The sequence below is a fragment of the Natronobacterium gregoryi SP2 genome, assembly GCF_000230715.2.
Classification (GTDB): domain Archaea; phylum Halobacteriota; class Halobacteria; order Halobacteriales; family Natrialbaceae; genus Natronobacterium; species Natronobacterium gregoryi.
The window spans coordinates 2,130,597-2,154,044 of sequence record NC_019792.1 but is presented as its reverse complement, the minus strand read 5'-3'; the positions used below and the strand labels follow the sequence as shown (position 1 = coordinate 2,154,044).

General features: G+C 64.0%; 23 protein-coding genes. 11 read left to right on the top strand and 12 right to left on the bottom strand.

Going from position 1 to position 23,448, the window contains the following annotated elements; all coding sequences use genetic code 11:
* Positions 1–3: 3 nt before the first annotated feature.
* From bioB to NATGR_RS10750, 4 genes are all read right to left on the bottom strand, one after another.
* Complete coding sequence (gene bioB, locus NATGR_RS10765; protein ID WP_015233577.1) at positions 4–1,134, bottom strand: biotin synthase BioB; 1,131 nt, start codon at positions 1,132–1,134, stop codon at positions 4–6.
* 98 nt (positions 1,135–1,232) lie between these two features.
* Positions 1,233–2,135 carry a bisanhydrobacterioruberin hydratase gene (gene cruF, locus NATGR_RS10760; protein ID WP_005579250.1) on the bottom strand — a complete coding sequence of 301 codons (903 nt, stop codon included), beginning with the start codon at positions 2,133–2,135 and terminating at the stop codon, positions 1,233–1,235.
* A complete protein-coding gene (locus tag NATGR_RS10755) occupies positions 2,128–3,000 on the bottom strand; it encodes a prenyltransferase (RefSeq protein ID WP_005579248.1) in 873 nt (290 codons plus the stop codon). Before NATGR_RS10755 ends, cruF begins: the two co-directional genes overlap by 8 nt.
* 28 nt (positions 3,001–3,028) lie before the next feature.
* Entirely contained in the window at positions 3,029–4,513 is a 1,485-nt protein-coding gene (locus NATGR_RS10750) for a phytoene desaturase family protein (protein WP_005579246.1), read from the bottom strand.
* A 105-nt stretch (positions 4,514–4,618) separates the two neighbouring features.
* Between NATGR_RS10750 and NATGR_RS10745 the strand changes: the two genes are divergently transcribed.
* A complete protein-coding gene (locus tag NATGR_RS10745; protein ID WP_005579244.1) occupies positions 4,619–5,314 on the top strand; it encodes an SDR family NAD(P)-dependent oxidoreductase in 696 nt (231 codons plus the stop codon).
* Between the two features lie 4 nt (positions 5,315–5,318).
* On the opposite strand, the gene NATGR_RS10740 is transcribed toward NATGR_RS10745, so the two are convergent.
* On the bottom strand, positions 5,319–7,163 hold the full coding sequence (locus tag NATGR_RS10740) for a DUF2339 domain-containing protein (RefSeq protein ID WP_005579242.1): 1,845 nt from the start codon (positions 7,161–7,163) through the stop codon (positions 5,319–5,321).
* A 104-nt stretch (positions 7,164–7,267) separates the two neighbouring features.
* On the opposite strand from NATGR_RS10740, the gene NATGR_RS10735 reads away from it, so the two are divergent.
* On the top strand, positions 7,268–7,825 hold the full coding sequence (locus tag NATGR_RS10735) for a GNAT family N-acetyltransferase (protein WP_005579239.1): 558 nt from the start codon (positions 7,268–7,270) through the stop codon (positions 7,823–7,825).
* Positions 7,826–7,901: 76 nt separating this feature from the next.
* Here NATGR_RS10735 and NATGR_RS10730 read toward each other — a convergent pair whose 3' ends face one another.
* Positions 7,902–8,186, bottom strand: a complete 285-nt coding sequence (locus NATGR_RS10730; RefSeq protein WP_074929683.1) for a translation initiation factor eIF-1A — start codon at positions 8,184–8,186, stop codon at positions 7,902–7,904.
* A gap of 62 nt (positions 8,187–8,248) precedes the next feature.
* The gene (locus NATGR_RS10725; protein WP_005579212.1) at positions 8,249–8,761 is read right to left on the bottom strand and encodes a YkgJ family cysteine cluster protein; all 513 of its coding nucleotides are present in this window, start codon (positions 8,759–8,761) and stop codon (positions 8,249–8,251) included.
* Between the two features lie 197 nt (positions 8,762–8,958).
* Here NATGR_RS10725 and NATGR_RS10720 point away from each other — a divergent pair, with 197 nt between their 5' ends.
* Both NATGR_RS10720 and NATGR_RS10715 read left to right on the top strand, forming a co-directional pair.
* Complete coding sequence (locus tag NATGR_RS10720; protein ID WP_005579210.1) at positions 8,959–9,717, top strand: response regulator; 759 nt, start codon at positions 8,959–8,961, stop codon at positions 9,715–9,717.
* 288 nt (positions 9,718–10,005) lie between these two features.
* Positions 10,006–12,117 carry a PAS domain-containing sensor histidine kinase gene (locus NATGR_RS10715; RefSeq protein ID WP_005579209.1) on the top strand — a complete coding sequence of 704 codons (2,112 nt, stop codon included), beginning with the start codon at positions 10,006–10,008 and terminating at the stop codon, positions 12,115–12,117.
* Positions 12,118–12,214: 97 nt separating this feature from the next.
* Here NATGR_RS10715 and NATGR_RS10710 read toward each other — a convergent pair whose 3' ends face one another.
* Entirely contained in the window at positions 12,215–12,937 is a 723-nt protein-coding gene (locus NATGR_RS10710; RefSeq protein ID WP_005579207.1) for a fumarylacetoacetate hydrolase family protein, read from the bottom strand.
* A gap of 119 nt (positions 12,938–13,056) precedes the next feature.
* On the opposite strand from NATGR_RS10710, the gene NATGR_RS10705 reads away from it, so the two are divergent.
* Positions 13,057–13,947 (top strand): sulfurtransferase, encoded by an 891-nt coding sequence (locus tag NATGR_RS10705; protein ID WP_005579205.1) that lies wholly within the window; start codon positions 13,057–13,059, stop codon positions 13,945–13,947.
* 311 nt (positions 13,948–14,258) lie between these two features.
* Here the strand turns inward: NATGR_RS10705 and NATGR_RS10700 are convergent, their stop codons facing one another.
* Positions 14,259–14,468 (bottom strand): hypothetical protein, encoded by a 210-nt coding sequence (locus tag NATGR_RS10700; protein ID WP_005579203.1) that lies wholly within the window; start codon positions 14,466–14,468, stop codon positions 14,259–14,261.
* Positions 14,469–14,675: 207 nt separating this feature from the next.
* Between NATGR_RS10700 and NATGR_RS10695 the strand changes: the two genes are divergently transcribed.
* Positions 14,676–14,882 carry a hypothetical protein gene (locus NATGR_RS10695; protein WP_005579201.1) on the top strand — a complete coding sequence of 69 codons (207 nt, stop codon included), beginning with the start codon at positions 14,676–14,678 and terminating at the stop codon, positions 14,880–14,882.
* 31 nt (positions 14,883–14,913) lie between these two features.
* Here NATGR_RS10695 and NATGR_RS10690 read toward each other — a convergent pair whose 3' ends face one another.
* The 3 genes from NATGR_RS10690 to NATGR_RS10680 all read right to left on the bottom strand — a co-directional run bounded on the left by NATGR_RS10690 (position 14,914) and on the right by NATGR_RS10680 (position 17,230).
* A complete protein-coding gene (locus NATGR_RS10690; RefSeq protein WP_005579198.1) occupies positions 14,914–15,927 on the bottom strand; it encodes an amidohydrolase family protein in 1,014 nt (337 codons plus the stop codon).
* 595 nt (positions 15,928–16,522) lie between these two features.
* Entirely contained in the window at positions 16,523–16,732 is a 210-nt protein-coding gene (locus tag NATGR_RS10685) for a hypothetical protein (RefSeq protein ID WP_005579196.1), read from the bottom strand.
* 96 nt (positions 16,733–16,828) lie between these two features.
* Complete coding sequence (locus NATGR_RS10680; RefSeq protein ID WP_005579194.1) at positions 16,829–17,230, bottom strand: hypothetical protein; 402 nt, start codon at positions 17,228–17,230, stop codon at positions 16,829–16,831.
* An 892-nt stretch (positions 17,231–18,122) separates the two neighbouring features.
* On the opposite strand from NATGR_RS10680, the gene glmS reads away from it, so the two are divergent.
* Genes glmS through NATGR_RS10655 form a run of 5 tightly spaced genes read left to right on the top strand, consistent with a single transcriptional unit; the run spans position 18,123 to position 23,338 of the window.
* On the top strand, positions 18,123–18,566 hold the full coding sequence (glmS, locus tag NATGR_RS10675) for a methylaspartate mutase subunit S (RefSeq protein ID WP_005579193.1): 444 nt from the start codon (positions 18,123–18,125) through the stop codon (positions 18,564–18,566).
* Positions 18,567–18,569: 3 nt separating this feature from the next.
* Positions 18,570–20,000 carry a methylaspartate mutase subunit E gene (locus NATGR_RS10670; RefSeq protein WP_005579191.1) on the top strand — a complete coding sequence of 477 codons (1,431 nt, stop codon included), beginning with the start codon at positions 18,570–18,572 and terminating at the stop codon, positions 19,998–20,000.
* The gene (locus NATGR_RS10665; RefSeq protein ID WP_005579189.1) at positions 20,000–21,241 is read left to right on the top strand and encodes a methylaspartate ammonia-lyase; all 1,242 of its coding nucleotides are present in this window, start codon (positions 20,000–20,002) and stop codon (positions 21,239–21,241) included. Before NATGR_RS10670 ends, NATGR_RS10665 begins: the two co-directional genes overlap by 1 nt.
* A 43-nt stretch (positions 21,242–21,284) precedes the next feature.
* Positions 21,285–21,848 (top strand): MaoC family dehydratase, encoded by a 564-nt coding sequence (locus NATGR_RS10660; RefSeq protein WP_005579187.1) that lies wholly within the window; start codon positions 21,285–21,287, stop codon positions 21,846–21,848.
* Positions 21,845–23,338, top strand: a complete 1,494-nt coding sequence (locus tag NATGR_RS10655) for an acetyl-CoA hydrolase/transferase C-terminal domain-containing protein (protein WP_005579185.1) — start codon at positions 21,845–21,847, stop codon at positions 23,336–23,338. The genes NATGR_RS10660 and NATGR_RS10655 overlap by 4 nt, the downstream gene beginning before the upstream one ends.
* The last annotated feature ends 110 nt before the right edge of the window (positions 23,339–23,448 follow it).

Sequence of the window (23,448 nt, the reverse complement as noted above, 5' to 3'; positions counted from 1 at the left end):
GTCTCAGTCGGTTTGGTCGGTTGCTGCGTTCGGTTCCGCGGCTGCGTCGATGTCGGCTCCGTCACGGTCGCGAACGGGTTCGTCGGCCCGCGTACGTACCGCATCGGGATCGAACTCGTTTGCGTCCATGTTCGGGCGCATGCCGGCGCGTTCGATGATCTCGAGGTCCTCGTCCGGCGACTGGCCGCCCGTCGTGAGGTAGTCGCCGGTGAGGAGGCCGTCGGCACCGGCTTCCAGCGGCAGGTGTTGTTCGTCGGGCTCGAGGTTCGCCTCTCGCCCGCCAGTCAGGCGAACTCTCGCGGTCGGGTGAAGCAGTCGATAGACCGCGACCGTCTCGACGATCTCTGCCGTCGATATATCCGCCGAGCCGCCAAGTCGCTCGGCAAGCGGCGTTCCCGGAACGGGGTTGAGCACGTTCACGGGAAGCGACGAAATCCCAATCTCCTGTAACGCGATGGCCGCTTCGACGCGGTCGGTCGGCGTCTCACCCATTCCGAGGATGACGCCCGCACAGAGGTCCATGCCTGCGTTCTTGGCGATTTCGAGCGTCTTCACTCGGTCCTCGAAGCTGTGGGTGTCGACGATCTCCGGGAAAAATCGCGGCGAGGTTTCGACGTTGTGATTGTAGTGATCGATTCCCTCCTCGGCGAGGGTTTCGGCTTCGTCTTCGGTCAGAATGCCAAGCGACGCGTCGATCTCGACGTCGGTTTCGTCCCGTACCAGGCGAATCGCCCGGATGACGTCTCGCCACTCCTCGGGACGGTGCTGCTTGGAGACGCCTTTCTCTGCGACGACGATGCCGAACCGCTGGGCACCGTCCCGTTCGGCGCGTTTTGCGGCCTCGAGAATCTCCTCGGGCTCGAGGAAGTCGTGGGTGTCGATACCCGTATCGAAGTGGACGGACTGGGCACAGAACCCACAGTCCTCGGCGCAGTTGCCGGCTTTCGCGTTGACGATCGAACAGGCATCGACCGTCCCGTCGCCGAACTGTTCCCGGACGTAGTCCGCCGCCGCGGCGAGTTCGTCGACCGGCTGGGCGATCAGCGCCAGTCCGTCGGTTCGATCGAGCGACTCGCCGTCGAGCACGCGCGTCACCGCCTCGTCGATCACTCGGTTCGCTGTCTCGTAAACCACGATATTCACATCAGTTTACGGCGTGTTAATTGTTACGTGCTAGACGGTCGTGTTGCGAAGAAAAGACGACGTCAGCGGACGGCCGGCGGACGATGCCGTCAGTTTCGCGGTCCGCTCGAGGGGTCCGGATCGAACCGGGGAAGCGCCGTCAGCACCATCTCACGGTCGTATCGGTCGGTGCTGAACAGGCCGAGACAGAACAACCCAGCGACACCCGCGGCGAGCCAGTTCCCGTACAGGAGGTTGATCGACCCCCACAGCAACACGAAACTCACCAGGTCGTCCAGCATGAACTCACACACCCGGACCCGCTCTAGCAGTCCAGATCGCTCGAACGCGAGATCGACGAGCGCAACGGCGACGGTCCCCGACAGCACCCAGCCGGCGTAGTTCGAGAGGGGGACCCCGTAGAACCCGCCGGACTCGAAGGCCCAGAAACCGATGGCGACGGCCGCCGGGTCGAGAACGACGTCGATGGCGACGACGGCCGCAATCGCGACTGGGACCCTCACCAGGAGTCGGTCGCTCCAGTCACCAAGCACCAGCAGCGTCAGCAGGTAGGCGTTCAGCACCAGTGGGATGAAAAACAGCGGAAGCGCGATCGGCACCTCCCCCAGCAGCATCGGCCCGAGCTGGATCGTGTACTCGAAGGCACCGTAGGGCCAGTCCGTCCGGACGCCGACCACCTCGATCGCGTAGGTGTATGCCGTCAGAACGCCGAGACAGCCCAGCGCCCACCAGCCGATCCGCGGGAGGACCCCGACGAGTAGCGGCGAACGCATGACCGCCGTTCCAAACAGGATAAACAGGGGGTTGTACGCGAGTGGCTCCGGGAGCCACCCCTCCGCGCTCGCGACCAGTGTCACCGCGCCGACGACCGGGAAGACGACGGCGATCGTGAACCGATTCTGCCGAATGAGCGCCTCGAGACGACGCTGGACGGCTCCGCGTCGTCCGCTCGTCTCTCGTCTGTCGTGATTCGTCGCGTTCGTGTTATCCATGGACGACCCTCCAGAGCCCACCGACCGTCAGCAGCGTACCGACGGCGGTGTTGATGGCCGGGAACCACCAGTAGGCCCGATCGACGGCGACGTTCGAGACGACGATTCCTGCGATCAGTCCGGGGTAGACCAGCATGACGGCCCCGAGCCGATAGTCGATCGCGCCGAACGCGACGGCGCTCGCCAGCCAGCACGCGCCACAGTAGGCGTAGGTTCGGTGCTCGCCGAGTGCCGTCGCTGTCGTTCGGGTCCCGGTCGCACGGTCAGGTTCGATGTCGGGGATGGCCGAAAAGGTGTGCATTCCCATCGCCCACAGCCAGCCGCCCAGAATTGCGAGAACAGGGGGCTGGGTCCCGGCGACGGCCGCGTAGGCCGCCACGCCGGGTGCCACGTAGAGCCCGTTCGAGACCGAATCCAGCAGCGGCGTCGTCTTGAATCGAAACGGGGGCGCGCTGTAGGCCGCCCCCAGAAAGAGGAACGCGACGATCCACGGCCAGGCTGCCGTCGGAACGACGGACACGAACAGCAAGGGGAACACGCCACAGACCACGACGGCAATCGGCACGTATCGTTGGCCACCGTACCGCACCTCACGGTCGTCTTTCTTCGGGTTCTCGGCGTCGATCTCGCGGTCGTAGATGTCGTTGACGCCGTAGAGGAAGACGTTCGCCGGGACCAGAAAGTAGCCAAAGAGGACGACAGCCGCAGGTGCAAACAGGTCGGCAGTGGTCCCGGCCGCGTAGGCGACGCCGACCAGTACCGGTCCCGCCAGGTAGAGCCAGAACCGCGGCCGCGACAGCACCAGCAAGTATCGGAAGTGAGCGACGAGTCGATCGTCGCGTCCCGAGGCAGTCGTTTCCGTCATCGTTCTCACAGTCGAGCAGTCTGAGTCGTCATCGGCCGTAGTCCTCGAGCACCTTCTCGGCCGTCACTTCGCCGCTGATAAGACACATCGGAACGCCGATGCCGGGCGTCGTATCGCCGCCGACGAAGTAGAGTCCGTCGACCTCCTTCGAGCGGTGTGGCGGGCGGAACAGTGCCGTCTGTCGAAGCGTGTGAGCGAGGCCAAGCGCCGTCCCCTGGTTGCTGTTGTACCGGTCGGCGAAGTCCTCGATGCAGAACCGCTCCTCGAGGACGATCCGGTCACGGAGGTCGGTTCCAGTGTTCTCCGCGAGGTCGTCGAGCACGTCGTCGCGATACCGGTCGCGGATCTCGGGCGTGTCCTCGAGTCCCGGCGCGATCGGGACCAGCACGAACAGGTTGCTGTGATCCTCGGGAGCGACGGCGTCGTCGGTCTCCGAGGGGACACAGACGTAGTAGGCAGGGTCGTCGGGCCACTGTGGGTCCTCGAAGATCTGATCGAAGTGGTGGTCCCAGTCGGTCGGGAGGACGAGCGTGTGGTGGGCGAGCTCGTCGACGTCGCCCTCGACGCCGAGATACAGCAAGAATGCGGAGGGGGCGTACGTCCGTGACTCCCAGTAGTCGGCGTCGTAGCCACGTTGATCGGGCGCGAGCAACTCCTGTTCGGCGTGGGCGTAATCGGTGTTCGAGACGACCAGATCTGGCTTGAGCGGCCCCTCGGGCGTCTCGACGAGGAACGCTCCTTCACGTCCCTTGATCGCCGTCGCCGGTCGGTTGGTGTCGTACTCGACGCCCAGCTCCCGGCCGAGGTCGGCGATGCCGTCGACGACGCTTTTCATTCCGCCTTCGGGATACCAGACGCCGAGGTTGAAGTCGACGTGGCTCATCAGATTGTACAGCGCCGGCGTGTTCTTCGGTGAGCCCCCCAGAAACACCAGCGTGTACTGCATTATCTGCTGGAGTTTCGGGTGATCGAAGTAGTTCTCGACGTGGCCCTGCATCGATCCCAGCAGCGAGAGCCCCCGCGCCTGTCGGGCGACGTCCAGGTCCAGATAGTCCCGGAGTCGCTCCCGGTCCTCGTAGACGAAGTGTTTCATCCCAATCTCGTAGTTCTCCCGTGACTTCTCGAGATAGCGCTCGAGCGTCTCGCCCGCGCCCTGCTCGTACTCCTCGAAGACATCTTTCGTGCGTTCGAGATCAGGAGTCACGTCGACCCTGTCTTCGTCTTTGAAGAAGATCCGGTAGTGTGGGTCCAGGTGGGTGAGCCCGTAGTACTCTGACGGCTCTCGATCGAAATCCGCGAAGAACCGCTCGAAGACGTCGGGCATCAGGTACCACGACGGCCCCATGTCGAACTCGAAGCCGTCCGTCTCGAGGCGACTCGCACGACCTCCCAGTTGCTCGTTTTTCTCGATAACTCGCACGTCGGCACCCGCGTCGGCGAGATAACAGGCCGTCGAGAGTCCCCCGATACCACCGCCGACGACGACGATGGAATCACCAGCAAGCGATTGCATACCTCAACTGAACGTTGCAGCCGTGAAAAACGTACTTACTAACGTATTTATCTCGGACTGTGACGACCCGTAGGGTTCCTGTATATTCCGACCGTATCGAATGGTATGGACGGAACAGTCGTCGTCACTGGTGGAACGCGAGGTATCGGACGCGCCGTCGCGGGCGCGTTCGCCACGAACGGAGCAACCGTCGTCGTCGGCGCTCGAGACGGCGACGAGGTCGACGAAGCCGTCGAAGCGCTCGAGTCAGACGACGCGACCGTCACCGGTCTCCGGACCGACGTCCGCGACGAGTTCGACGTCGAACGACTGGTCGAGACCGCCTCGCGAATCGGCGACTCGAGCGGGATCGACGTCGTCGTCGCCGCGGCAGGCGTTTATCACGGCGAGTCGGGTGAGACGCCGACCGACGAGGAGTCGTACACGGCGTTCGACGATCACTGGCGGACCAACGGCCGAGGCGTCTTCGCGACGATTCGGGAGGCACTGCCACACCTCGAGGAGGGCGCACGCGTGCTCGTCCCCACGGGTGCCGTCGCCCGCGACGCACAGCCAGGTTATGGCTCGTACGCAGTCTCGAAGGCGACCGCCGAGGCCGTGGTCCGCGGGTTCGCTGCCGACACCGAGTACGTCGTCGGCTGTCTCGATCCAGGACGGGTCGAAACCGAGTTGTCGGGTGCGGGTGGACGGAAACCCGAGCACGTCGCCGAGATGTTCGTCTGGGCAGCTACCGACGCCGGCACAGACGAACTGGACGGGAACGTCCTCGGACTGAAAGAGTGGAAGCAAGCGACGCGATGAATCGTCACTCCCCCTCTCGGCACTCCTCGTCCTCGAGACCGAGCGCGTCGCCGAGAGCCAGACTCACGTCCGGCCGGGACCGCGCGTAGGCGTAGGAGGCGACGAGCAGGACGGCTCCCAGCACGAGAAACGACAGCGTCCGCGAGACGGTGTCCAGATCGCGGGTGTCGACGAGAAAGACCTTCGCGGTCGCGAGACCGAACACGCCGATCGCCAGCGCTCGGAGCCCGCGTCGGTCGAGCGTGAAACCGAGTGTGAGCAACACGAGTCCGAACAGGACCCAGGCGACAGAGACGCCGAGACCGGACAACTCGAGTGCAAGCACGAGCACGGCCAGTCCGGTCGCCACGGTCGCGTAGCTTCCCTCGAGCGGCGGCAGGTATCGGCTTTCTGCGACAGAAAGCGTCGCTCGGTCGGTAGCGAACCACCACGCCAGCCCGTAGAGGACCGCGGTCGTGAGGGCGAACGCGACCGGTCGGCCGGTCAGCGTCGCCACCGGTTCGGCAGCGTCGAACGCCGGCAACTCGTCCGTGTCGACGGCGAGTAGTTTGAGGACCGTCGCCCCGGCGACGGCGTGACTCCCGTACCGGAAGCCGGGCTCTTCGAGGTGGGTCGCTGCGAGGACGCCGGCACAGACGACCGCGAGCGCACCGACCGTCCCCGCGAACGTGTCGGCGACGACCACGACGCCGAGCGCGAGGAAGACGACGGAGCCTGCCGCGGCAGTGCCGTCGGTCCGGACCGGTCGACGGTCGGTGACAGCGTAGGCTCCCGCGAGGATGGCTGCGACGGCGATTGCCCCGAGCCCGACTGCGTCGGGAGCCACGTCGTCGACGGCGTTCTCGAGCAACAGCGTCCCGAACGCGGCGTTGACCAACGGGAGTGCGATCACCTGAGCGCGGTAGCGTCGGTTCTCGAATCGTGCCGACTCCACGTCACGCAGGACGTATCCCCCGGCGAGATAGACCAGGAGCGTCAGGATCGCCGCGGTCGCGATGGCAGCCGCCGACGGCTCGAGATCGAGCAGCCACAGCAGGAAGACGCCGTAGGTGGCGAACGTACTCGAGAGGACGAGCCGGCTCCATGGCTCGACCGTGGCAACGGCGACCACTCCGCCGGCGAGCAACAGGAGGTACGCGGGCGTCACGACCAGCGTCGCGGCCTCGAGGCTCAGGGCTGCGGTGACGTAGCCAAGCAGGAACGCTTCGCCGACGACCAGTGGTGCGCCATCCCGGATCGAGACCAGTGCCGTCGTGCCGACCAGCAGTGTCAGCGCCGCGAGGACGGCCCACAGCGGCGTCCCGATCGCCTCGCGGTAGCCTTCGAAGCCGTAGGCTGCGTAGACGCTGAGGTAGGCGACGGCCATCCCCGCGCCGGCGGCGATGCGCCCCCAGCGGACGTACTCCTGTCGCGTCGCGGCGTAGCGGCCGGCACCGAACAACGCCAGGCCGCCGAGTGTCCCGACGGCGACACGCCCGAGCGGGCCGAGCAGCCCGATTTCGATCGCCAACTGAACGAAAAACGCGACGCCGATCACGAGCGCGGCCGCGCCCGCGAGGCCGAGCCAGCGAACGCCGACCGCGAACTCCCAGTCACGACTGTCGGCGGGCGTTTTGTCCGGTAGCTCGGCGTCGTCGATGGTGGACGTGCCAGAATCGGTCTCGCACTCGGCGCTCGATACGTCTTCCGCGGGCGAATCAGCCGTCGCTTCGGCTACCGTCGATCGATCCCCGGATCGATCCTCGTTCGCATCGAGTCGATCCTCGAGGGACTCGAGTCGACGATGGAGGGCGTCGACGTCGTCACGGAGACGGTGGACCTCCTGGCGCAGGTCCTCGTCGTCGTTCATATGCAGCTACACGTCACACGGCCGACGTATAAATCAGGGGGAGCGTGTTCCATCGTTGGTGAGGCCACCAGAAAATATTTGCGCTCGTTGTCACGAAACGAGGTATGCCTGGTCCACTCTTTCTGGAAGGTAACGCAGTGACGCTCCGCCCGATCGAACGGGAGGACCTCGAGTTCCTCCATCGCGTAATGAACGATCCGGCAGTGTGGCGTCCCGCACTCGATATCGATCCGATGAACTACGAACAGGGGGAGGAATTCTTCGAGACCGTCCTCTCGAGTTCCGACGGCGTTCACTGCCTGGCCTGTACCGACGAAGAGCCGCTGGGCGTCCTTAGCCTCACGGGATCGCAGTACGGTCCCGACGAAACGTCCCGGTCGCGGGCCGCAGAGATCGCCTACTGGTTCGCACCCGAACACCACGGCCAGGGGTACGGCTCCGACGCGACTGCACGGCTGATACAGTACGCGTTCGAGGACCGGAACCTGCGGCGACTCGAGGCTCGCGTCGGGAGTTTCAACGACGCTTCGATCGGGCTGCTGGAGTCGCTCGGGTTCGAACACGAGGGGACGCTGCGAGAGGCGGCGTGGTATCGCGGCGAGTACCACGACATGTGCTGGTACGGGTTGCTACGAGACGAGTGGCAATCTGGGCAGGAGTAGCGTTCGCTCTCGAAAGCGCCAGTGCTACTGTGGCGAAAAAGAGCTGTACTACCGCGGACACGATCGCAAATGAAGTTCAGTCGATATGGCCTTCGCGGCGGAGCTGGTCGGCGTCCTGACTGGTGTAGCGCCACTCGATGGTAGCCTTCTCGTCCTGCCAGTCCCAGGGTTCGGCGACGACGATGTCGTCTTGCTCGATCCAGGTTCGGTATTTCATCCGGCCGGGAATACGGCCGAGACGTTCCTCGCCGTCCTCGCATCGGAGCTGGACGTGGTTCCCACCGAGGTGTTCGGTTACGACGGCGAATACTTCATCGCTGTTGGGCATACGGAGGTTCCGTCGCCCGGAGTTTTCTGTCACAGCCTACCTACGAACGGTAGACGTTTAAATGGTTGGAGAGAGCTGGTAACACGGACCAGCGGTCACAGTTCTCGATCCGAATCCGGGTTCTCGAGTTCCCACAGCAGCTCCGGTAGGAACGCCTCGAGGTTGTCGATCACTGTGCGGTCGCTGACGTTCAGCCCGTCACAGTGGTCGTGGGCCGAGTCGCGAATGTCGACGTGGAGGTTGCCGTCCTCGCGCCAGACGGCAAGCGGGAAGACCGAACACCGCGTCGGTTTCCAGTCGTCCGCCAGGTGCAGCGAACAGAGGCCGTCTTCCCGCAGGAAGGCACAGGCACAGCCGTCGTCGCCGACGTGGTCCTCGCGGTCTTTCTCCTCGCGGGTGACGAACTTCTCGCCGCGGAAGTCGGTCGTGTTCTCGGCGAGGTTGGCCCGCTGGGCGAGCTCGAGGAGGTCCCGATCGTAGAGGAGAACGCCGTGGTGACAACACCAGGTGCAGTCGTCGACGCACTCGAAGGTGAGGTCGGGATCGAACTCGACGACGACTTCCCGACCGGGATAAACCTCGACGCGCGGGGGAGCCTCGGTACTCACGTCAGCCGGGAGGGGGCGCGGGCGGAAGTGTTTTTCTTCCTGCGATGGCGGGGGACGGTCGTGTGCCGTAGCCGACCGAAACGTATGCCCAGGACTCGGGTCCACAGGAAACCGCCGATCTCCCAGACCGTCACCAAAAACATAATATCTTTAATAATTTAATAATACTTATGTTTGTATGCTCGTATCCACCGTACATGGTGAACGGAGTAACCGATCCCGACGGTCACGGTGGTCGCTCGAGTAGCGCGTTGTTCGACGTACTCTCCAACCCGCAGCGACGGACTGTACTGTTTCATCTTCGCCAGCAAAGGGCTGCAACGCTCGCGGAACTCGTCGACGTCATCGCAGAACTCGACGGCTCCGACGGACTCGATCCCGAACACGTACGGACGGCGTTGCTGCACGTCCACGTTCCCAAACTGGTCGACAACTGTCTCGTTACGTACGATCCAGAAGCGGAGATCGTCGAATCGGATGGTATTCACGACGACATCGGCGAGTGGCTCGACCTCGCAGTTCGCCACCAGATCCGGTTCGACCGCGCGCTCGAAGGCCGTAAAGAGACCGACCGACATCCAGACGTTCGAGTGTTGCTCGTCGACGACGAGCCTGGACTCGCCGAAACCGTCGGGACCTACGTCGAGCGCGAAAACGACGACGTGACAGTCACCACTGCAACGAGCACCGCCGAGGCAGTAACCACACTCGAGGGAGAGTCGTTCGACTGTATCGTCAGCGACTACCAGATGCCAGGTATCAGCGGCCTCGACTTCCTGAAAGTCGTCCGCGAGGAAGACGCGTCCATTCCGTTTATCGTCTTCACCGCCAGAGGGAGCGAGACGATCGCTAGCCGAGCCATCGCGACCGGCGTGACCGACTACGTCCAGAAGGGACCGGAGACGGGCCAGTTCGACGAACTGGTCGATCGGATTCGCACGGCCGTCGACCGATAGCTGAACGCGTCCCACACCACGTCGCCAGAAACGTCTCGTCGAACGACGCCGACCCAATCAGTGCGAACGTCGAACGAGCGTCCCGCAGGAAACGCAACTGGCCTACGGTGAACGGACGTCTCTACTCGTCCTGTCGAGGGAGGCCACCGTTCGAGCCGTTTCACGAACCGAACGAGACGAGCATTCGATCGCCGTGGTTGCACGGAACCTAACCGAATCAGCCCGGATAACTCACGGAACCAGAGTCGCTGTGCAGTTCACACGGCCGACGTTTGCAGCAGCCAACCGATGACCGATACACGACCGAACTACGAACGATTGATCGAACGCATCTCGGACCCACACTGCGCGGTAGACGCCGAGTGGCAGATCACGTACTGGAACGAGCAGATGGCAGCCTGGAGCGAAACGCCAGCAACGAAGGCCGAAGGCAACCTGCTCTGGGACGTCTTTCCTGTGTTTCGCGGATCGGCACTCGAGTCACACTGCCGTGACGCCGTGGCAACCCAGGAGTCACGCTCGATCGAAACGCTGCTCCGTGAACCGGTCGAGTCCCGGATCAGCGTTCATCTCTATCCCGGCGAGGACGGCCTCTCGATTATCGTCCGTGACGGCGACGAGCGTCCGGGTCAGCAGTCCGACGTCGAACTCGCAGAAACCGTATTCGAGAACACCCAGGACGCGCTCTTTCTCGTCGACGTCGACGAAGCAGAAGACGAGTTTCGACTCGAGCGAGTCAATCCGGTGTACGAAACCCACACGGGGCTGACGAACGACGAACTCCGTGGCCGTCGACTGCAGGCGGTTTTCACTCCCGAAGAGGGTGAACGCATTCTCGAGAACTACCGCCAGTGCGTCGCCAGGAACGAGCCACTCGAGTACGAGGAGGTGCTTTCGGTTCCCGACGAACGATCCTACTGGGAGACGCGAATCAGTCCCGTCGTCGTCGACGGGGCGATCGTGAAACTCGTCGGTGCGACGCGCAACGTCACCGAGCAAAAAGAGCGCGAACGCCAGTACGACGCGATTTTCAACCAGACCTACCAGTTTACCGGACTGTTAGATCCAGACGGGACGCTGCTGAAGGCAAACGACACCGCGCTGGAGTTCGGTGGGTTCGGCCGTGAGGACGTGATCGGGCGTCCAGTCTGGGAGTCCGAGTGGTGGCAGATCGACGCCGAAACCCAGGAGCGTCTGCAAGACGCGATCGAGGTGGCAGCCACCGGTGAGTTCGTCCGCTACGACGAAACGGTACAGGGGGCCGACGAAACGGTCGTCGTCGACTTCTCGCTTCGACCGATCACCGACGAGCGTGGGGACGTCGTTCTGATCGTTGCGGAAGGGAGAGACATCACGGCTCTCAAGCGACGAACGCGGGAACTCGAGCAGAAACGGGAGTTTCTCCGACACATCCAGTCGGTTGCGGACATCGGCGGCTGGGAAGTCGATTTCCGGACGGAGACGATGCGATGGACCGACGAGGTCTATCGCATTCACGAACTGCCCCCGGAGTACGAGCCGACCATCGAGGACGGAATCGACTTCTATCACCCTCGAGACAGAGCGCGGATCACGGCTGCCTTCGAGCGGCTGTGGACCACGGGCGACGACTACGATCTGGAGTTGCGGATCGTCACGCACACAGACGAGACGCGCTGGGTTCGGACGGTGGGAACGCCGTGGTACGACGACGATGGCAACCTGACCGGTGCCCGCGGCGCGTTCCAGGACATCACCGAACGGAAAGAGCGAGAACGGGAACTCCAGCGGACCAACGCGCGCCTCGAGGAGTTCACCTCCATCGTCAGTCACGACCTCCGGAATCCGTTGACGGTCGCACAGGCCGCCCTCGAGCTCGGGCGCGAGAGTTGTTCGTCGGCGGACTTCGATCGGATCGAGGCCGCCCACGAGCGAATGAACGCGCTCATCACCGACCTGCTGACGCTCGCACGCAGGGGCCAACAGGTCGACGAGACAGAATCCGTCGCGCTCGAGCCACTGGTCGAGTCACTCTGTGAAACAGTACCGAGTAACTGGGAAACACTGGAGGTCGATCTCGGTGACCATCGCGTTGAGGCCGACGAGTCGCGTCTGCGCCAGTTGATCGAGAACCTCCTCTCGAACGCCGTCACCCACGGCGGCGAGGACGTGACGATTCGAATCGGCCCCCTCGAGGACGACGACGGGTTCTATCTGGCAGACGACGGCCCGGGTATCCCACCGACGCAGCGCCAGGAAATATTCGATCGAGGGTACTCGACGACGGGCGAGGGGACCGGCTTCGGCCTCGCCATCGTCAGGAGCATCGCCGATGCTCACGGCTGGACCGTCGAGGCGACCGAAAGCACCGACGGGGGTGCACAGTTCGAAATAAACACCGAACCGCCCACGCCGCTGTGAGTAGCCGGAGATCGTCTCGTACGGGCCGCTGTAAGCCATCGAGAGTGCAACCGTGGCCCGAATCAGTTGCGCCGGAAATGGTTTACAGTAAGCCGTCTCAGTCGCTTGAGCCGACCACCGTGTTCCGGAGTGTCCCGACTCCCTCGTATGTAATCTCGACGCTGTCGCCGGGTTCGACGAGACCCGGGTTGGCGGGACTGCCGAACGCGACGACGTCGCCCGGCCGGAGAGTAAACCGCCTCGAGAGGAAGGCAACGATCTCGTCGGGATCGAACAGCATCAGTTCGGTGTTGGCTTCCTGGCGGCGCTCGCCTGCGACGTCGGTGTGCATGTCGATCCCGTGGGGGTCGAGGTCGGTCTCGAGCCACGGCCCGAGCGGGCCGGAGCCGTCGAAGGCCTTGCGTGCGGTCCGGCCCTGCTGGTCGAGTGCGTCGACGTCGTTCATGATGGTGTAGCCGCGGACGACCGCTGGAACCTCCGCCGGAGCAACGTTACGACAGCGTTCGTCGATCACTGCGGCGAGTTCGCCGGCGTAGGTCAGTTCGTCGGTGAACTCGGGATAGGGAATCGGCTGCTCGTGGCCCAGCAACGCCGTGGGCGGCTTGATGAAGAAGTCCGGTTCCTCGGGTCGTTCGTACTCCATCTGCTCGAGCGTCTCGGCGAAGTTGCGGCCGACGCAGTACAGCGTCGACGGCTCGCAGGGTGGCAGCAGTCGGCCGTCGACGCCGACCTCGTACGTGCCGTCGTCGGCGTAGACGACGCCGTCCTCGTACCGTCCCGATATCGGTCCGTCGGGTGTCAGCAGTCGTGTGAGTCGCATTGGGTTGCTCGTCGCTGGTCGCTCGAAGGTGTTAGCAGTGCCGGTCGGTCGTCGTAGGTACCGACAACGCTGGCTTCTGCTGTTAGTTATTTGTCTCCGGTCGTGGGGCGGTCGAACGCATGACGGAGTACGATACCGACGTCCTGGTTTCGGCCGATTGGGTAGAAGACCACCTGGCGGCGTTCCAGTCCGACGACCCGGACTACCGTCTCGTCGAGGTCAACAGTCCCGAATCCCCCGAGGAAGGCGACTTCCCCTCGAGATACGACGAGGGACACGTCCCGGGTGCGATCGGGCTTCAGTGGGACGAGGACCTCTCGGACCAGAACCAGCGCGACATCCTGAAAAAAGACGAGTTCGAGGACGTGGTCGGTGAACACGGCATCAGCGAAGACTCGACGGTCGTCTTCTACGGCGACGGCTGGATTCCGAACTGGTTTGCCCTGTTTGCTTACTGGGAGTTCAAATACTACGGCCACGACGATGTCCGCGTCCTCGATGGCGGGAAAGACTACTGGGTCGACGAGGAGTACCCGCTGACCGACGAGGTACCGGCGTTCCCCGAGCAGGTGTACGACGCGAACGGCCCCTTCGAGAGTATCCGCGCCTACAAGGACGACGTGGACAAGGCCCGCGAAGCCGGCATCCCGATGGTCGACGTCCGCTCGCCGGAGGAGTTCTCCGGCGAGATCATCGCCCCCGAAGGACTGCAAGAGACTGCCCAGCGCGGCGGGCACATCCCCGGCGCGTCGAACGTCCCCGTCACAACCAACCTGCGCGACGATGGTCGGTTCAAGCGTCCCGACGAACTCGAGGAGACCTACGCCGACGCGGGGATCGACGGCGACAAGTCGGTCGTCACCTACTGCCGCGTGGGGGAACGATCGGCGATTGCGTGGTTCGCGTTGCACGAACTGCTCGAGTTCGAGGACGTGCACAACTACGACGGCTCCTGGACCGAGTGGGGGAATTTGATTCGAGCGCCGATAGAGAGAGGCGAAGGTGACTGAGACTGCCGGACAGAACGACGTGACGATCGGTCGCTCTGCTGGAGCCGTCGCCGGTGGAGACGGCCGCGAATCCGCGACCGACTTCGTATTGACTTCTGTCTGACAGTATGAGCGTAGCGAAAGCTCCCTCGAGAACCCGAGCGGGGAGCGGCCGTGATCCGCGAGGAGGGGAACGGAGTGCAACGACGTTCTCCCGAAAAGCGAGCGGTGAACGAAGTGAACCGTGAGAACGGCGAGAGTGCCAGCGAGGACGACAAAGCGAAGCCCTCCCGAAAGCAAGTGGGGAAGACCGGCGATTTCGAACTGCTCGGCTACGACTGCTGGTCCTCGAGTCGCTCTTCCAGCGATTCGACCCGCTGCTCGAGCTGGTCGACTCGGTCTAACCGTCGTCCAACGTAGATCCCGAATATCACTACGCAGACGATCCCCATGGGCGGAAGCGCTACGAGTAACACGATACTCAGCAGAAAGAGGGCAGTGACGTAGACCGAGGCAGGAATCCACGTTCTTCTGTTGGCCACACGGCACTATGGCACACTCGATGGAAAATACACTTTCGATGCTAAACAGATCCGCGAGCGGGAGACTCCACTCGGTACGACTGTCGAAGCGTATCACTGACCAGGAAAGCCAACTGACCCACACCATCGAATTCTCGAGTCCAATCACCAATCTGGCCAGCAAATGCAAGCGCCGCTCGTTTTACCTCGGTCGTCGTTGCCTTCGATATGTCCACGAGCCCTGCACGCGGCCGATCGGAGCTACTGAAAAACGCAAGCACCGTGACGACGCTGATCGACGCCGCCATGGAGTTCGCGAAGGGACGACGGAAAAGCGGCGCACTCCTGCTGGGTGCAGCAGCGCTTTCGTCCCGAATCCCGGGCTTCGGAACGGCCGTCTCGCTCCTGATTCGAGCGTACCGACGGCTCCGGTGAGCGACTTGAGGGCCGAACTCGTCCCCCTCGATCAGCGCAATACGCCCTCGAGATTCCGGTATCGAATATCGGCCCAGGCCTCGAGGTCGAGGTCGAACCGGTCGAAGAGGTCGAACTGGGGAATCTCCTGGTCGGGCGAGAGGGAGTCGGTCCCGAAGACTAGCTGTTCGTGGTGGTCCTCGAGAAACGACTGTGCGAACTCCTCGTCGCGAGTGAGAGCGTTCCAGCCCGACCGGGCCGAGATGTCGCCGTAGAGGTTGTCGTACTCCGAGAGTAGTTCCGGGACACGGCCACCGGAGTCGATCGGTCCCGAGGGATACGCACCCCGGTCGTCGGCGTCGACGTCCGCGGAGATGTGTGCCCACCACGCATGGGCGTGTGCGAGAAGGTCTACCGTTGGGTACGAGGCCACGACATCTTCGAGTCGCGGGAGTCCGACCTCGTCCATCATGGCCTTCTCGTCGGTGTGAAAGAGGATCGGCAGTCCGTAGTCGGCACACAGTTCGTAGATCGTCTCGAGTCGCTCGTCGTCGATCGGCAGACCGGCTTTCAGTTCACCGAAGCCACGCGCTCCGCGGTCGACGTGCGCCTCGAGCAGGGCCGTGACGGCTCCGAAGTCGTCCTCGTAGACGAGCGTCCGGGGATCGACCGTACAGAACGGGAGCAAGCGATCGGGGTAGGCCGCGACCTCCTCGAGTACCCACCAACTCGGCGCCTGGACGGGGTAGCTCTCGGGCGAGTCCAGCGCGAGGACGACGGCGCGGTCGACCCCGTTGTCGTCCATCCACGAGACGAGTTCGTCGACGGAGAACGGGTCTCTGTCGAGAGTCTCCGTCGGGATCAGGTGGGTGTGGGCGTCGATCAGCGGGAGGTCGTCGACGTCGTTGGTATCGTCCGTCGACGGTGCTGGTTCTCGAGTCGTCGACTCCCCGGCGGCTGTCGAATCGGCCGGTACAGCGACGCCAAGAACGCCTGCGTTTCCGGTTCCGACGAGAAACTGGCGTCGGGTCGCGTTCGAGCGGTCGGCTGAGGGCGGACGAGCCATGACGCTCTCTCCTACGTGCCGGTCGAAAGTCTACGGGGTGAGCAGGCCGAGTGCCTCGGGGTCGGACGGAAGACACCGTCTTCCGTGACTGATACAGAATGCTGTAACGATTTACCGGCGCGACCGCGAGCCCTCCTGCGATCGCGCCGGAAATGACTTACAGCAAACCGTATGAGCGGAGCAAAGCTCCGCGACGTCTGCGAGACCGGTGGTCTCGCTCGATGACGAGACGCTTCGCGTCTCGAACCACGTGACTCCGAGGCGGTTCACGGGGTGAGTAGTCGCCGGTCCACCCCGGGGCGGCAAGACGACCGCTATCGAACGACCCGTCGCCCGACTTCGTGCGAACGGCTACGCGGTCTGGGGTCGTCGCGTCCGAGATACGCGAGGGCGACGACCGGGTGGGCTTCGGGATCGCCGCGGTCGAACGGACACTCGAGTCGTCTCCCCCCGTTCTCGTGGCGGTCGCGGACGGCGAGACCGGGGTCCGCGGCGCGGTCAGGTCACGGTCCGACGGCGAGACGTTCGCGGTGACGGTCGAAACTCGAGTCGACCTTCGGGGCGTCTGGTCACGTTCGTCGAAGAGCGGTCGTGATCACTCCTCGAGGACGAGGAACGTTCGTGTGCCGCGGTGCTCGAGTGAGACGCGCTCGGTGGAGTTGCTTGCCGCGACGAACTCCTCGATGCAGTCGGCTCGGAGTTCCGTAACGTCGATCCGTCGTCGGCCGGCGCTTTCGAAACCGTCGCAATCTGTGGATAGTTCGGCGGCCGTGTCGTCTTCCTCGGCGTCTACGATCAGTTCCATACGCGTCGATCGGACGGAAGCCACGTCAAACCGATCCGCCCGCGGTGAAAGTGAAAGTGGCTGAAAGGAGCGGTGTGGCGTCGGCTCGTGACGGAGTCACTCGAGTCGTTTGATCTCGACTTCGTGAGTCTTCCCGTCGATCTCGAGTGTCGTCGAGTCGACGAGTGCCGTTTTCGCTCGTTCCTGCCAGTTTTCGACGGCGTCGGCGTGGCGTTTCCCGACTCGTTCGGAGTCGACTTCGTCGACCGTCTCGAGGTCGGGGTACGTGGCGAGGACGCCGTCGGAGATGACTGCCTCGGGCGGGACGTGGACTGCGTCGGTACGGTGGGCGTCGTCGACCTGGTAAACGTGGAGGCGGGCACGCATCCGGCCGTGAAAAGGCGGCGTCGCCCGCAGGACGGCCTCCTCGGGGTTTTCTTGTGTGTAGACGTAGGCGTCGACGGCGTCTGCTGTCGATACTGCGATCGATCTGATCGCGAACGGATCGTCGTCGGCCATCGGGAGACCGTTCGATACGGAGCGATATAACGGTGGTACCGTCGAAGGGGTCGGGGGATTCCAAAGCCCTGTTTCGCTGTCGGCGGCGCTAGCTGTCTGCTATGACCGGTAAGAGTTGTCGGTATGGCCAACAGTTTTAGTACGAAGAGGTTCGATTGCCCAGTTGGCAGGGATTGGGGGATTCAGTCGTTGCCACGGTTGGTCCCGTCCGACACGTGACACACCCTGCCGCCTCCACTGTCGACACACCGATTCAACCACCACATCTTCCCGATCACCCACACTGGGGGCAGTTGGTCGGTTCCACCACCCGACCCACTTTCGTCCGGAACCGACACACAGAGTGTCGTCGTCTGCCGGCGCTTGTTTGCCGACTTGAACCGTCTTCACCGTCGACTGATAGGGATTATCGTAGCCAACCGGAGGTTTCGAAGCCCGTCCTTCGACGCTGTGTCGTGGTCCGTCACGGGAAAACTATGAACTCCTACGATAATCCCTATGAGACGGTTTGCTGTCAGTCAGTGCCGGCGCGACCGCGCGCTCCTGGGGTCGCGCCGGGACATCGGGACAGCAGTCCGTCTCAACAGCGCAAGTCAACCGTCACTGACTGTCTGCTCACTTGGTTGGAACGTAGCGCTCGATTTTACACCAATCGTCGAATTCTGTCTGCCGCTGTGAGGAGATTGCGGCCGTATTCGGGCCGGCCTCGTGGCGGGGGGTACTCGACGCCATCCCTCGTACAGCGGGAGTTGTTATGTAATCGACGAAGATGTGTCTCTTTTCCGATCAGTCCACGATCCAAAGTAGGTCCACTCTCCAGACTGATTTCGACAATTGTCTATCTCATGTTTCGACAATATTATGATCCGTCCGGCAAGACTCCCTCTCACAGATGTCCCAGCAATCCGTCGTCGTTGGCACAATTGGATCGGATGCACACGTCGTTGGCGTCACGCTACTCGAGCACGCACTCGAGGAAGCAGGATTCGATGTCCGGAACCTCGGGGCACAGACCCCGAAAGAGACGTTCGTCGATGTGGCGGCGGAAACTGACGCAGATGCACTGCTCGTCTCGTCGCTGTACGGCCACGCCGAGCAAGACTGTGAGGGACTCCACGAGGCACTCGCCGCTCGGGACGCCGATCCGGTCACGCTCATCGGCGGGAACCTCTCGGTCGGACAAAGCGACACCGCGGCGGTCGAACGCCGGTTCGAACAACTGGGGTTCGATCACGTGTTCGACACCGAGACGGAACTCGAGACGGTCGTCGACACCCTCCGTGCGGACCTCGGTATCGACGAAGCCGCCAAAGAACCTGCCCGGATTCGATCGTAACCAATGGTCGAGGATACGCGACTTTCCGACGTCGAACTCCAGCGACAACACGAACAGGTTTGGGACACCTACCCTGGCGACGACCGATCGACGTTCGAGAAAGCGGTTGCAGTCCACGAGGCGTTGCCCGCCTCGAAGCAGTTTGCGACGGTCCTCGAGTCGGCTGATCGCGTGCTAACGCAGCCTCGAGCAGGTGTGCCTTGCCTCGACGATCAGATCGATCTCCTCGAGACCCTCGTCACGGACGGCGACGTCGACCTGCTGCCGGTGACGATCGACTCCTACACCCGGGACAACCAGTACGAGAAGGCCCGCGAGGGACTCGAGCGGTCCCGGGAGACGGACGCCGACGAGCTCAACGGCTTTCCAGCAGTCACCCACGGCGTCGAGGGCTGTCGAACGCTCGTCGAAGCGGCCGACGCGCCGGTCCAGATTCGCCACGGCACGCCGGACGCACGACTGCTGGCTGCCGTCACCTTCGCCAGCGGCGTCCAGAGTTTCGAGGGGGGACCGATCACGTACAATCTGCCCTACACCAGCAAGTATAGCCTCGAGGAAACGATCGAGTACTGGCAGTACGTCGATAGATTGGCTGGCGCGTATACGGAGCGAGGGATTCGGATCAACCGCGAGCCGTTCGGCCCGCTGACCGGGACGCTCGTTCCGCCGTCGATCGCGATCGCGGTCTGCATCGTCGAAGGGCTGCTGTCTGCCACCCAGGGCGTTCGGTCGATCACGCTCGGGTACGGACAGGTCGGAAACCTCGTACAGGACGTCGCCGCAATCGAGGCGATGAAGACCCTCGGCGTCGAGTACCTGCCCGACGAAGTCACCGTCACGACGGTGTTCCACCAGTGGATGGGTGGCTTCCCTGCCGACGAGCCCCGGGCAAACGGCGTGATCGCACTCGGGACTGCTGCCGCCGGGATCGCCGAGCCCGACAAGATCATCACGAAGTCGCCACAGGAAGCACTCGGCGTGCCAACTGCCGACGCAAACGCTGCTGGCCTCCGGACGACGGACCAGGTGCTTCGAATGCTTTCGGCACAGTCGGTCGACCTCGAGGCCGTCGACCGCGAACGGGAACTGATCGAGCGGTCGGTCCGCTCGCTGCTCGATGCGGTGTACGAAGTCGGCGACGGCGACGTCGCCCGTGGCGTCGTGCGAGCGTTCGACGAGGGACTGCTCGACGTTCCGTTCCCACCCAGCGAGGCGGCAGCCGGGGACATCTTGCCGGCTAGAGACGACGAGGGCCGTGTCCGGCTGTTGAAGTTCGGGGACCTCGCTCTCGACGAAGACATCAAGCGACGCCACCGCGCAGACCTCGAAACGCGTGCCCGAACCGAGGACCGTCGCCCATCCTTCCGGATGGTCGCCGACGACGTTTCTGCGGTGAGCGATGGACGGCTCATCGGCCGTCCGGGAGGTGACTGATGACGACGATCGAAGACGTGTCGGCGACGCCCGGCATGACGGCGTTTTTCGCCGACGACCAGGCTGCCATCGCTGCCGGCGCGGAACCGGACGGGTTCGCGTACGCCGGAGAGCCGGAAACCCCTGGGTTCGACCGCATTCGAGAACCCGGCGAGGCAGTCCTCGTCGAACTCGCGCTCGGCGATGGACGCGTCGTCCGAGGGGATTGTGCGGCGGTCCAGTACGCAGGCGTCGGTGAACGGGACCCGGTGTTCCGGGCCGACGACCACGTCGAGCTCGTCGAAGGCGACCTGCGAGACGCACTCGTCGGGCGACCGGCCGACTCCCTCGAGCAGAACGCCGCCGTCCTCGAAGAACTGGACTGTCACTCCGCCGTCGAGTACGGCGTCTCGCAGGCACTCGTCGCTGCCGCGGCTGCGGCCGCAGAGACGACACGAACTCGCGTCCTCGCCGAGGCTCTCGACACCGAGCCGGCGACCGAGCCGCTCCCGGTGTTCGGACAGTCCGGCTCGGACCGCCGACGTGGCGCTGAAAAGATGTTGCTCAAGCGCGTGGACGTACTCCCACACGGCCTGTTCAACAGCCTCGAGACGGTCGGGCCGGACGGCCGTCGACTCGTCGAGTACCTCTCGTGGCTCGCCGACCGCACGACCGAACTCGGCGACCACGAGTACGACCCACGGTTTCACGTCGACGTGTACGGAATGCTCGGGGAGCTGTTCGAGCCGCCGTACGACCGTTCTGCCGTTATCGAGTACGTCGACGACCTGCGGCAGGCGGCCGCTCCCTACTCCCTCCAGCTCGAGGAACCGGTTCTCGCCGACAGCCGGGAGGCACAGATCGCGGCCATGCGATCGCTCCGGGACGGGCTCGCGGCTGCCGACGTTCCTGTCGACCTGGTTGCAGACGAGTGGTGTGACCGCCGTGAAGACGTCGAGGCATTCGTCGACGCCGGCGCAGCAGATGTCGTACAGGTAAAGTCGCCGGATGTCGGCTCCCTCCTCGAGAGCGGTCGTGCCGTCAGATACTGCCAGGACACCGACGTGCGAGCGTATCTCGGCGGTACCTGTAACGAGACGACTACGTCGGCGCGTGCGACCGTCCACGTTGGCCTGGCAACCGACGCTGCACAACTCCTCGCAAAGCCCGGCATGGGGTTCGACGAGGGGTATGCCATCGTCACCAACGAGATGCGTCGGACGCTCGCCCGACACCGACGAACGCAGCCGAACCGTCTGTAGAACGAACAGCCAGAGAACCATCACACACCGATTCACACGACCCATGACTGACAACACAGAAGCGGACGATACCGACACGCGCGTTTGCACCGGCTGGCACGGTCGCTTTTACGAGGACTTCAGCGTCGGCGACGTGTACAAACACCCCTACGGACGAACGGTCACCGAAACGGACAACGTCTGGTTCACGAACCTGACACAGAACGTGAACCCGATGCACTTCACCGAACCCTACGCCGCCGAGACGGAGTTCGGCGAACGGCTGGTGAACGGGTTGTACGTCATCTCGTTGGCCGTCGGCATGAGCGTCATCGACGTGAGTATGAACGCCACGGCGAATCTCGGCTACGACGACGTTACCCACCACGCGCCCGTCTTCCACGGCGACACGATCTTCGCCGAGAGCGAAGTGATCTCCAAACGCGAGTCCGAGTCGCGCGACCACGTCGGCATCGTCACGACCGAGTTGCGGGCGTACAACCAGGACGACGACCTCGTCCTCTCGCTCGAGCGGACGCCGATGGTACTCAAACGGGAGTCTGCAAACCCCACTCCGGAGCAGCCGCCAGGGTGGCCGGACGGAATCGGAACCCAGCCAGACCAATGAGCACGCCGACGCTTACGGACGACCTTCCGCCACGGATCGACCACGAGGCAAGCCTTCCGGTCGTCGACGCCGACGCTGCTGCGGCGACGATCGACGACGACGCGACGGTCGCCGTCTCGGGATTCGGCAGCGTCGGCGACCCGAAGGCGGTCCCACTGGCGCTTGCTCGCGCAGCCGATGCCGGCGACCGCGACCCTGGACTGACGATCGTCTCGGGCGGGAGCGTCGGTGACCCACTCGACACGACGCTCGTCGAGGCCGGTGGCGTCGACCGGCGGTATCCGTTCGTCGCGACGGACGCCGCGCGGACAGCAGTCAACGATCGCTCGATCGCGTTCGCCGATCGCAGTATCGCCGGGATGAGCGACGACATCCGGCTCGGACGCGTCGCCGATCCAGACGTCGCGCTCGTCGAAGCAGTCGCCGTCGGCTCCGACTGGCTGATCCCATCCACGTCGGTCGGACAGACACCGGCGTACGTGCGCGCAGCCGACGAAGTGATCGTCGAGGTCAACGACGCACAACCGCGAGCGCTCGCCCAGTTCCACGACGTCGTCGTCCGCGACGTGCCACCGAACCGGACGCCGATCGACCTCGCGTCCCCGGGCGATCGGATCGGGGATGCAGCGGTGTCGTTCGATCCGTCGAAGCTCCGGGCGGTCGTCCGGACCGACGACCGCGACGATCCGTACGTGTTCCGCGAGCCGACCGACGCCGACCAAGCGATCGCCGACAACCTCATTTCGCTGCTCGAGACCGAGTACGAGACCGACCCGGTGTTCGGCGCGGCACCGACGCTCCAGTTCGGCGTCGGTAGCCTCGGAAACGCCCTCATGAGCGCGCTGTCGGACTCGACGTTAGCCGATAGCGATACTGGGCTCCGGTACTTCGGTGAGGTGATTCAGGACGGCCTGCTCGATCTGCTCGAGGACGGCGTTCTCGAGGCCGCGAGTGCGACCTCGCTCGCGCTCTCGGCTGAGGGGCAGGACCGACTGTTCGAGTCGCCGTCTGCGTTCGCCGAGGATATCGTCCTGCGTCCGTCGGACATCTCGAATGCGCCGTCGTTGATCGATCGGTTCGGCGTCGTGGCAGTCAACAGTGCCATCGAGGTCGACCTCTACGGCCACGTCAACGCGACCCACATCGGCGGCTCCCGACTCGTCAGCGGCGTCGGCGGAAGCGTCGACTTCAATCCGAACGCACACCTGACGGTGATCGCCACACCGGCAACTGCCGCAGGCGGGGAGATTTCGACTATCGTACCGGAGGTCACGCACGTCGACGTGACAGAACACGCCGTCGACGCCGTCGTCACCGAACACGGCGTCGCCGATCTCCGGGGCACGTCACCGCTCGAGCGTGCAGCGGCGCTCGTCGAGTGTGCCACACCGGAGTTCCGGCCGGCCCTTCAGGAGTACGTCGAGCAGGCCCGCGAGCGCGGCGGCCACGTCCCCCGGGCTCCGGAACGGGCGGTCAACTGGCCGGAGTGACGCATACGGACCACTGTATTCAATTACCGCCGATTTCGCCTCGCTCGCCGATCCAGTCGGACGACCACCAGTCTCGACTGCAACCGACTCGTCTCGAGAGAGCGCTCGAG

Coding starts and splice junctions, on each gene's coding strand:
- cruF (WP_005579250.1), bottom strand. CDS start 2,135: ATGGATAACACGAACGCGACGAATCACGACAGACGAGAGACGAGCGGA.
- NATGR_RS10755 (WP_005579248.1), bottom strand. CDS start 3,000: ATGACGGAAACGACTGCCTCGGGACGCGACGATCGACTCGTCGCTCAC.
- NATGR_RS10750 (WP_005579246.1), bottom strand. CDS start 4,513: ATGCAATCGCTTGCTGGTGATTCCATCGTCGTCGTCGGCGGTGGTATC.
- NATGR_RS10745 (WP_005579244.1), top strand. CDS start 4,619: ATGGACGGAACAGTCGTCGTCACTGGTGGAACGCGAGGTATCGGACGC.
- NATGR_RS10740 (WP_005579242.1), bottom strand. CDS start 7,163: ATGAACGACGACGAGGACCTGCGCCAGGAGGTCCACCGTCTCCGTGAC.
- NATGR_RS10735 (WP_005579239.1), top strand. CDS start 7,268: ATGCCTGGTCCACTCTTTCTGGAAGGTAACGCAGTGACGCTCCGCCCG.
- NATGR_RS10720 (WP_005579210.1), top strand. CDS start 8,959: ATGGTGAACGGAGTAACCGATCCCGACGGTCACGGTGGTCGCTCGAGT.
- NATGR_RS10715 (WP_005579209.1), top strand. CDS start 10,006: ATGACCGATACACGACCGAACTACGAACGATTGATCGAACGCATCTCG.
- NATGR_RS10710 (WP_005579207.1), bottom strand. CDS start 12,937: ATGCGACTCACACGACTGCTGACACCCGACGGACCGATATCGGGACGG.
- NATGR_RS10705 (WP_005579205.1), top strand. CDS start 13,057: ATGACGGAGTACGATACCGACGTCCTGGTTTCGGCCGATTGGGTAGAA.
- NATGR_RS10695 (WP_005579201.1), top strand. CDS start 14,676: ATGTCCACGAGCCCTGCACGCGGCCGATCGGAGCTACTGAAAAACGCA.
- NATGR_RS10690 (WP_005579198.1), bottom strand. CDS start 15,927: ATGGCTCGTCCGCCCTCAGCCGACCGCTCGAACGCGACCCGACGCCAG.
- NATGR_RS10685 (WP_005579196.1), bottom strand. CDS start 16,732: ATGGAACTGATCGTAGACGCCGAGGAAGACGACACGGCCGCCGAACTA.
- NATGR_RS10680 (WP_005579194.1), bottom strand. CDS start 17,230: ATGGCCGACGACGATCCGTTCGCGATCAGATCGATCGCAGTATCGACA.
- glmS (WP_005579193.1), top strand. CDS start 18,123: ATGTCCCAGCAATCCGTCGTCGTTGGCACAATTGGATCGGATGCACAC.
- NATGR_RS10670 (WP_005579191.1), top strand. CDS start 18,570: ATGGTCGAGGATACGCGACTTTCCGACGTCGAACTCCAGCGACAACAC.
- NATGR_RS10665 (WP_005579189.1), top strand. CDS start 20,000: ATGACGACGATCGAAGACGTGTCGGCGACGCCCGGCATGACGGCGTTT.
- NATGR_RS10660 (WP_005579187.1), top strand. CDS start 21,285: ATGACTGACAACACAGAAGCGGACGATACCGACACGCGCGTTTGCACC.
- NATGR_RS10655 (WP_005579185.1), top strand. CDS start 21,845: ATGAGCACGCCGACGCTTACGGACGACCTTCCGCCACGGATCGACCAC.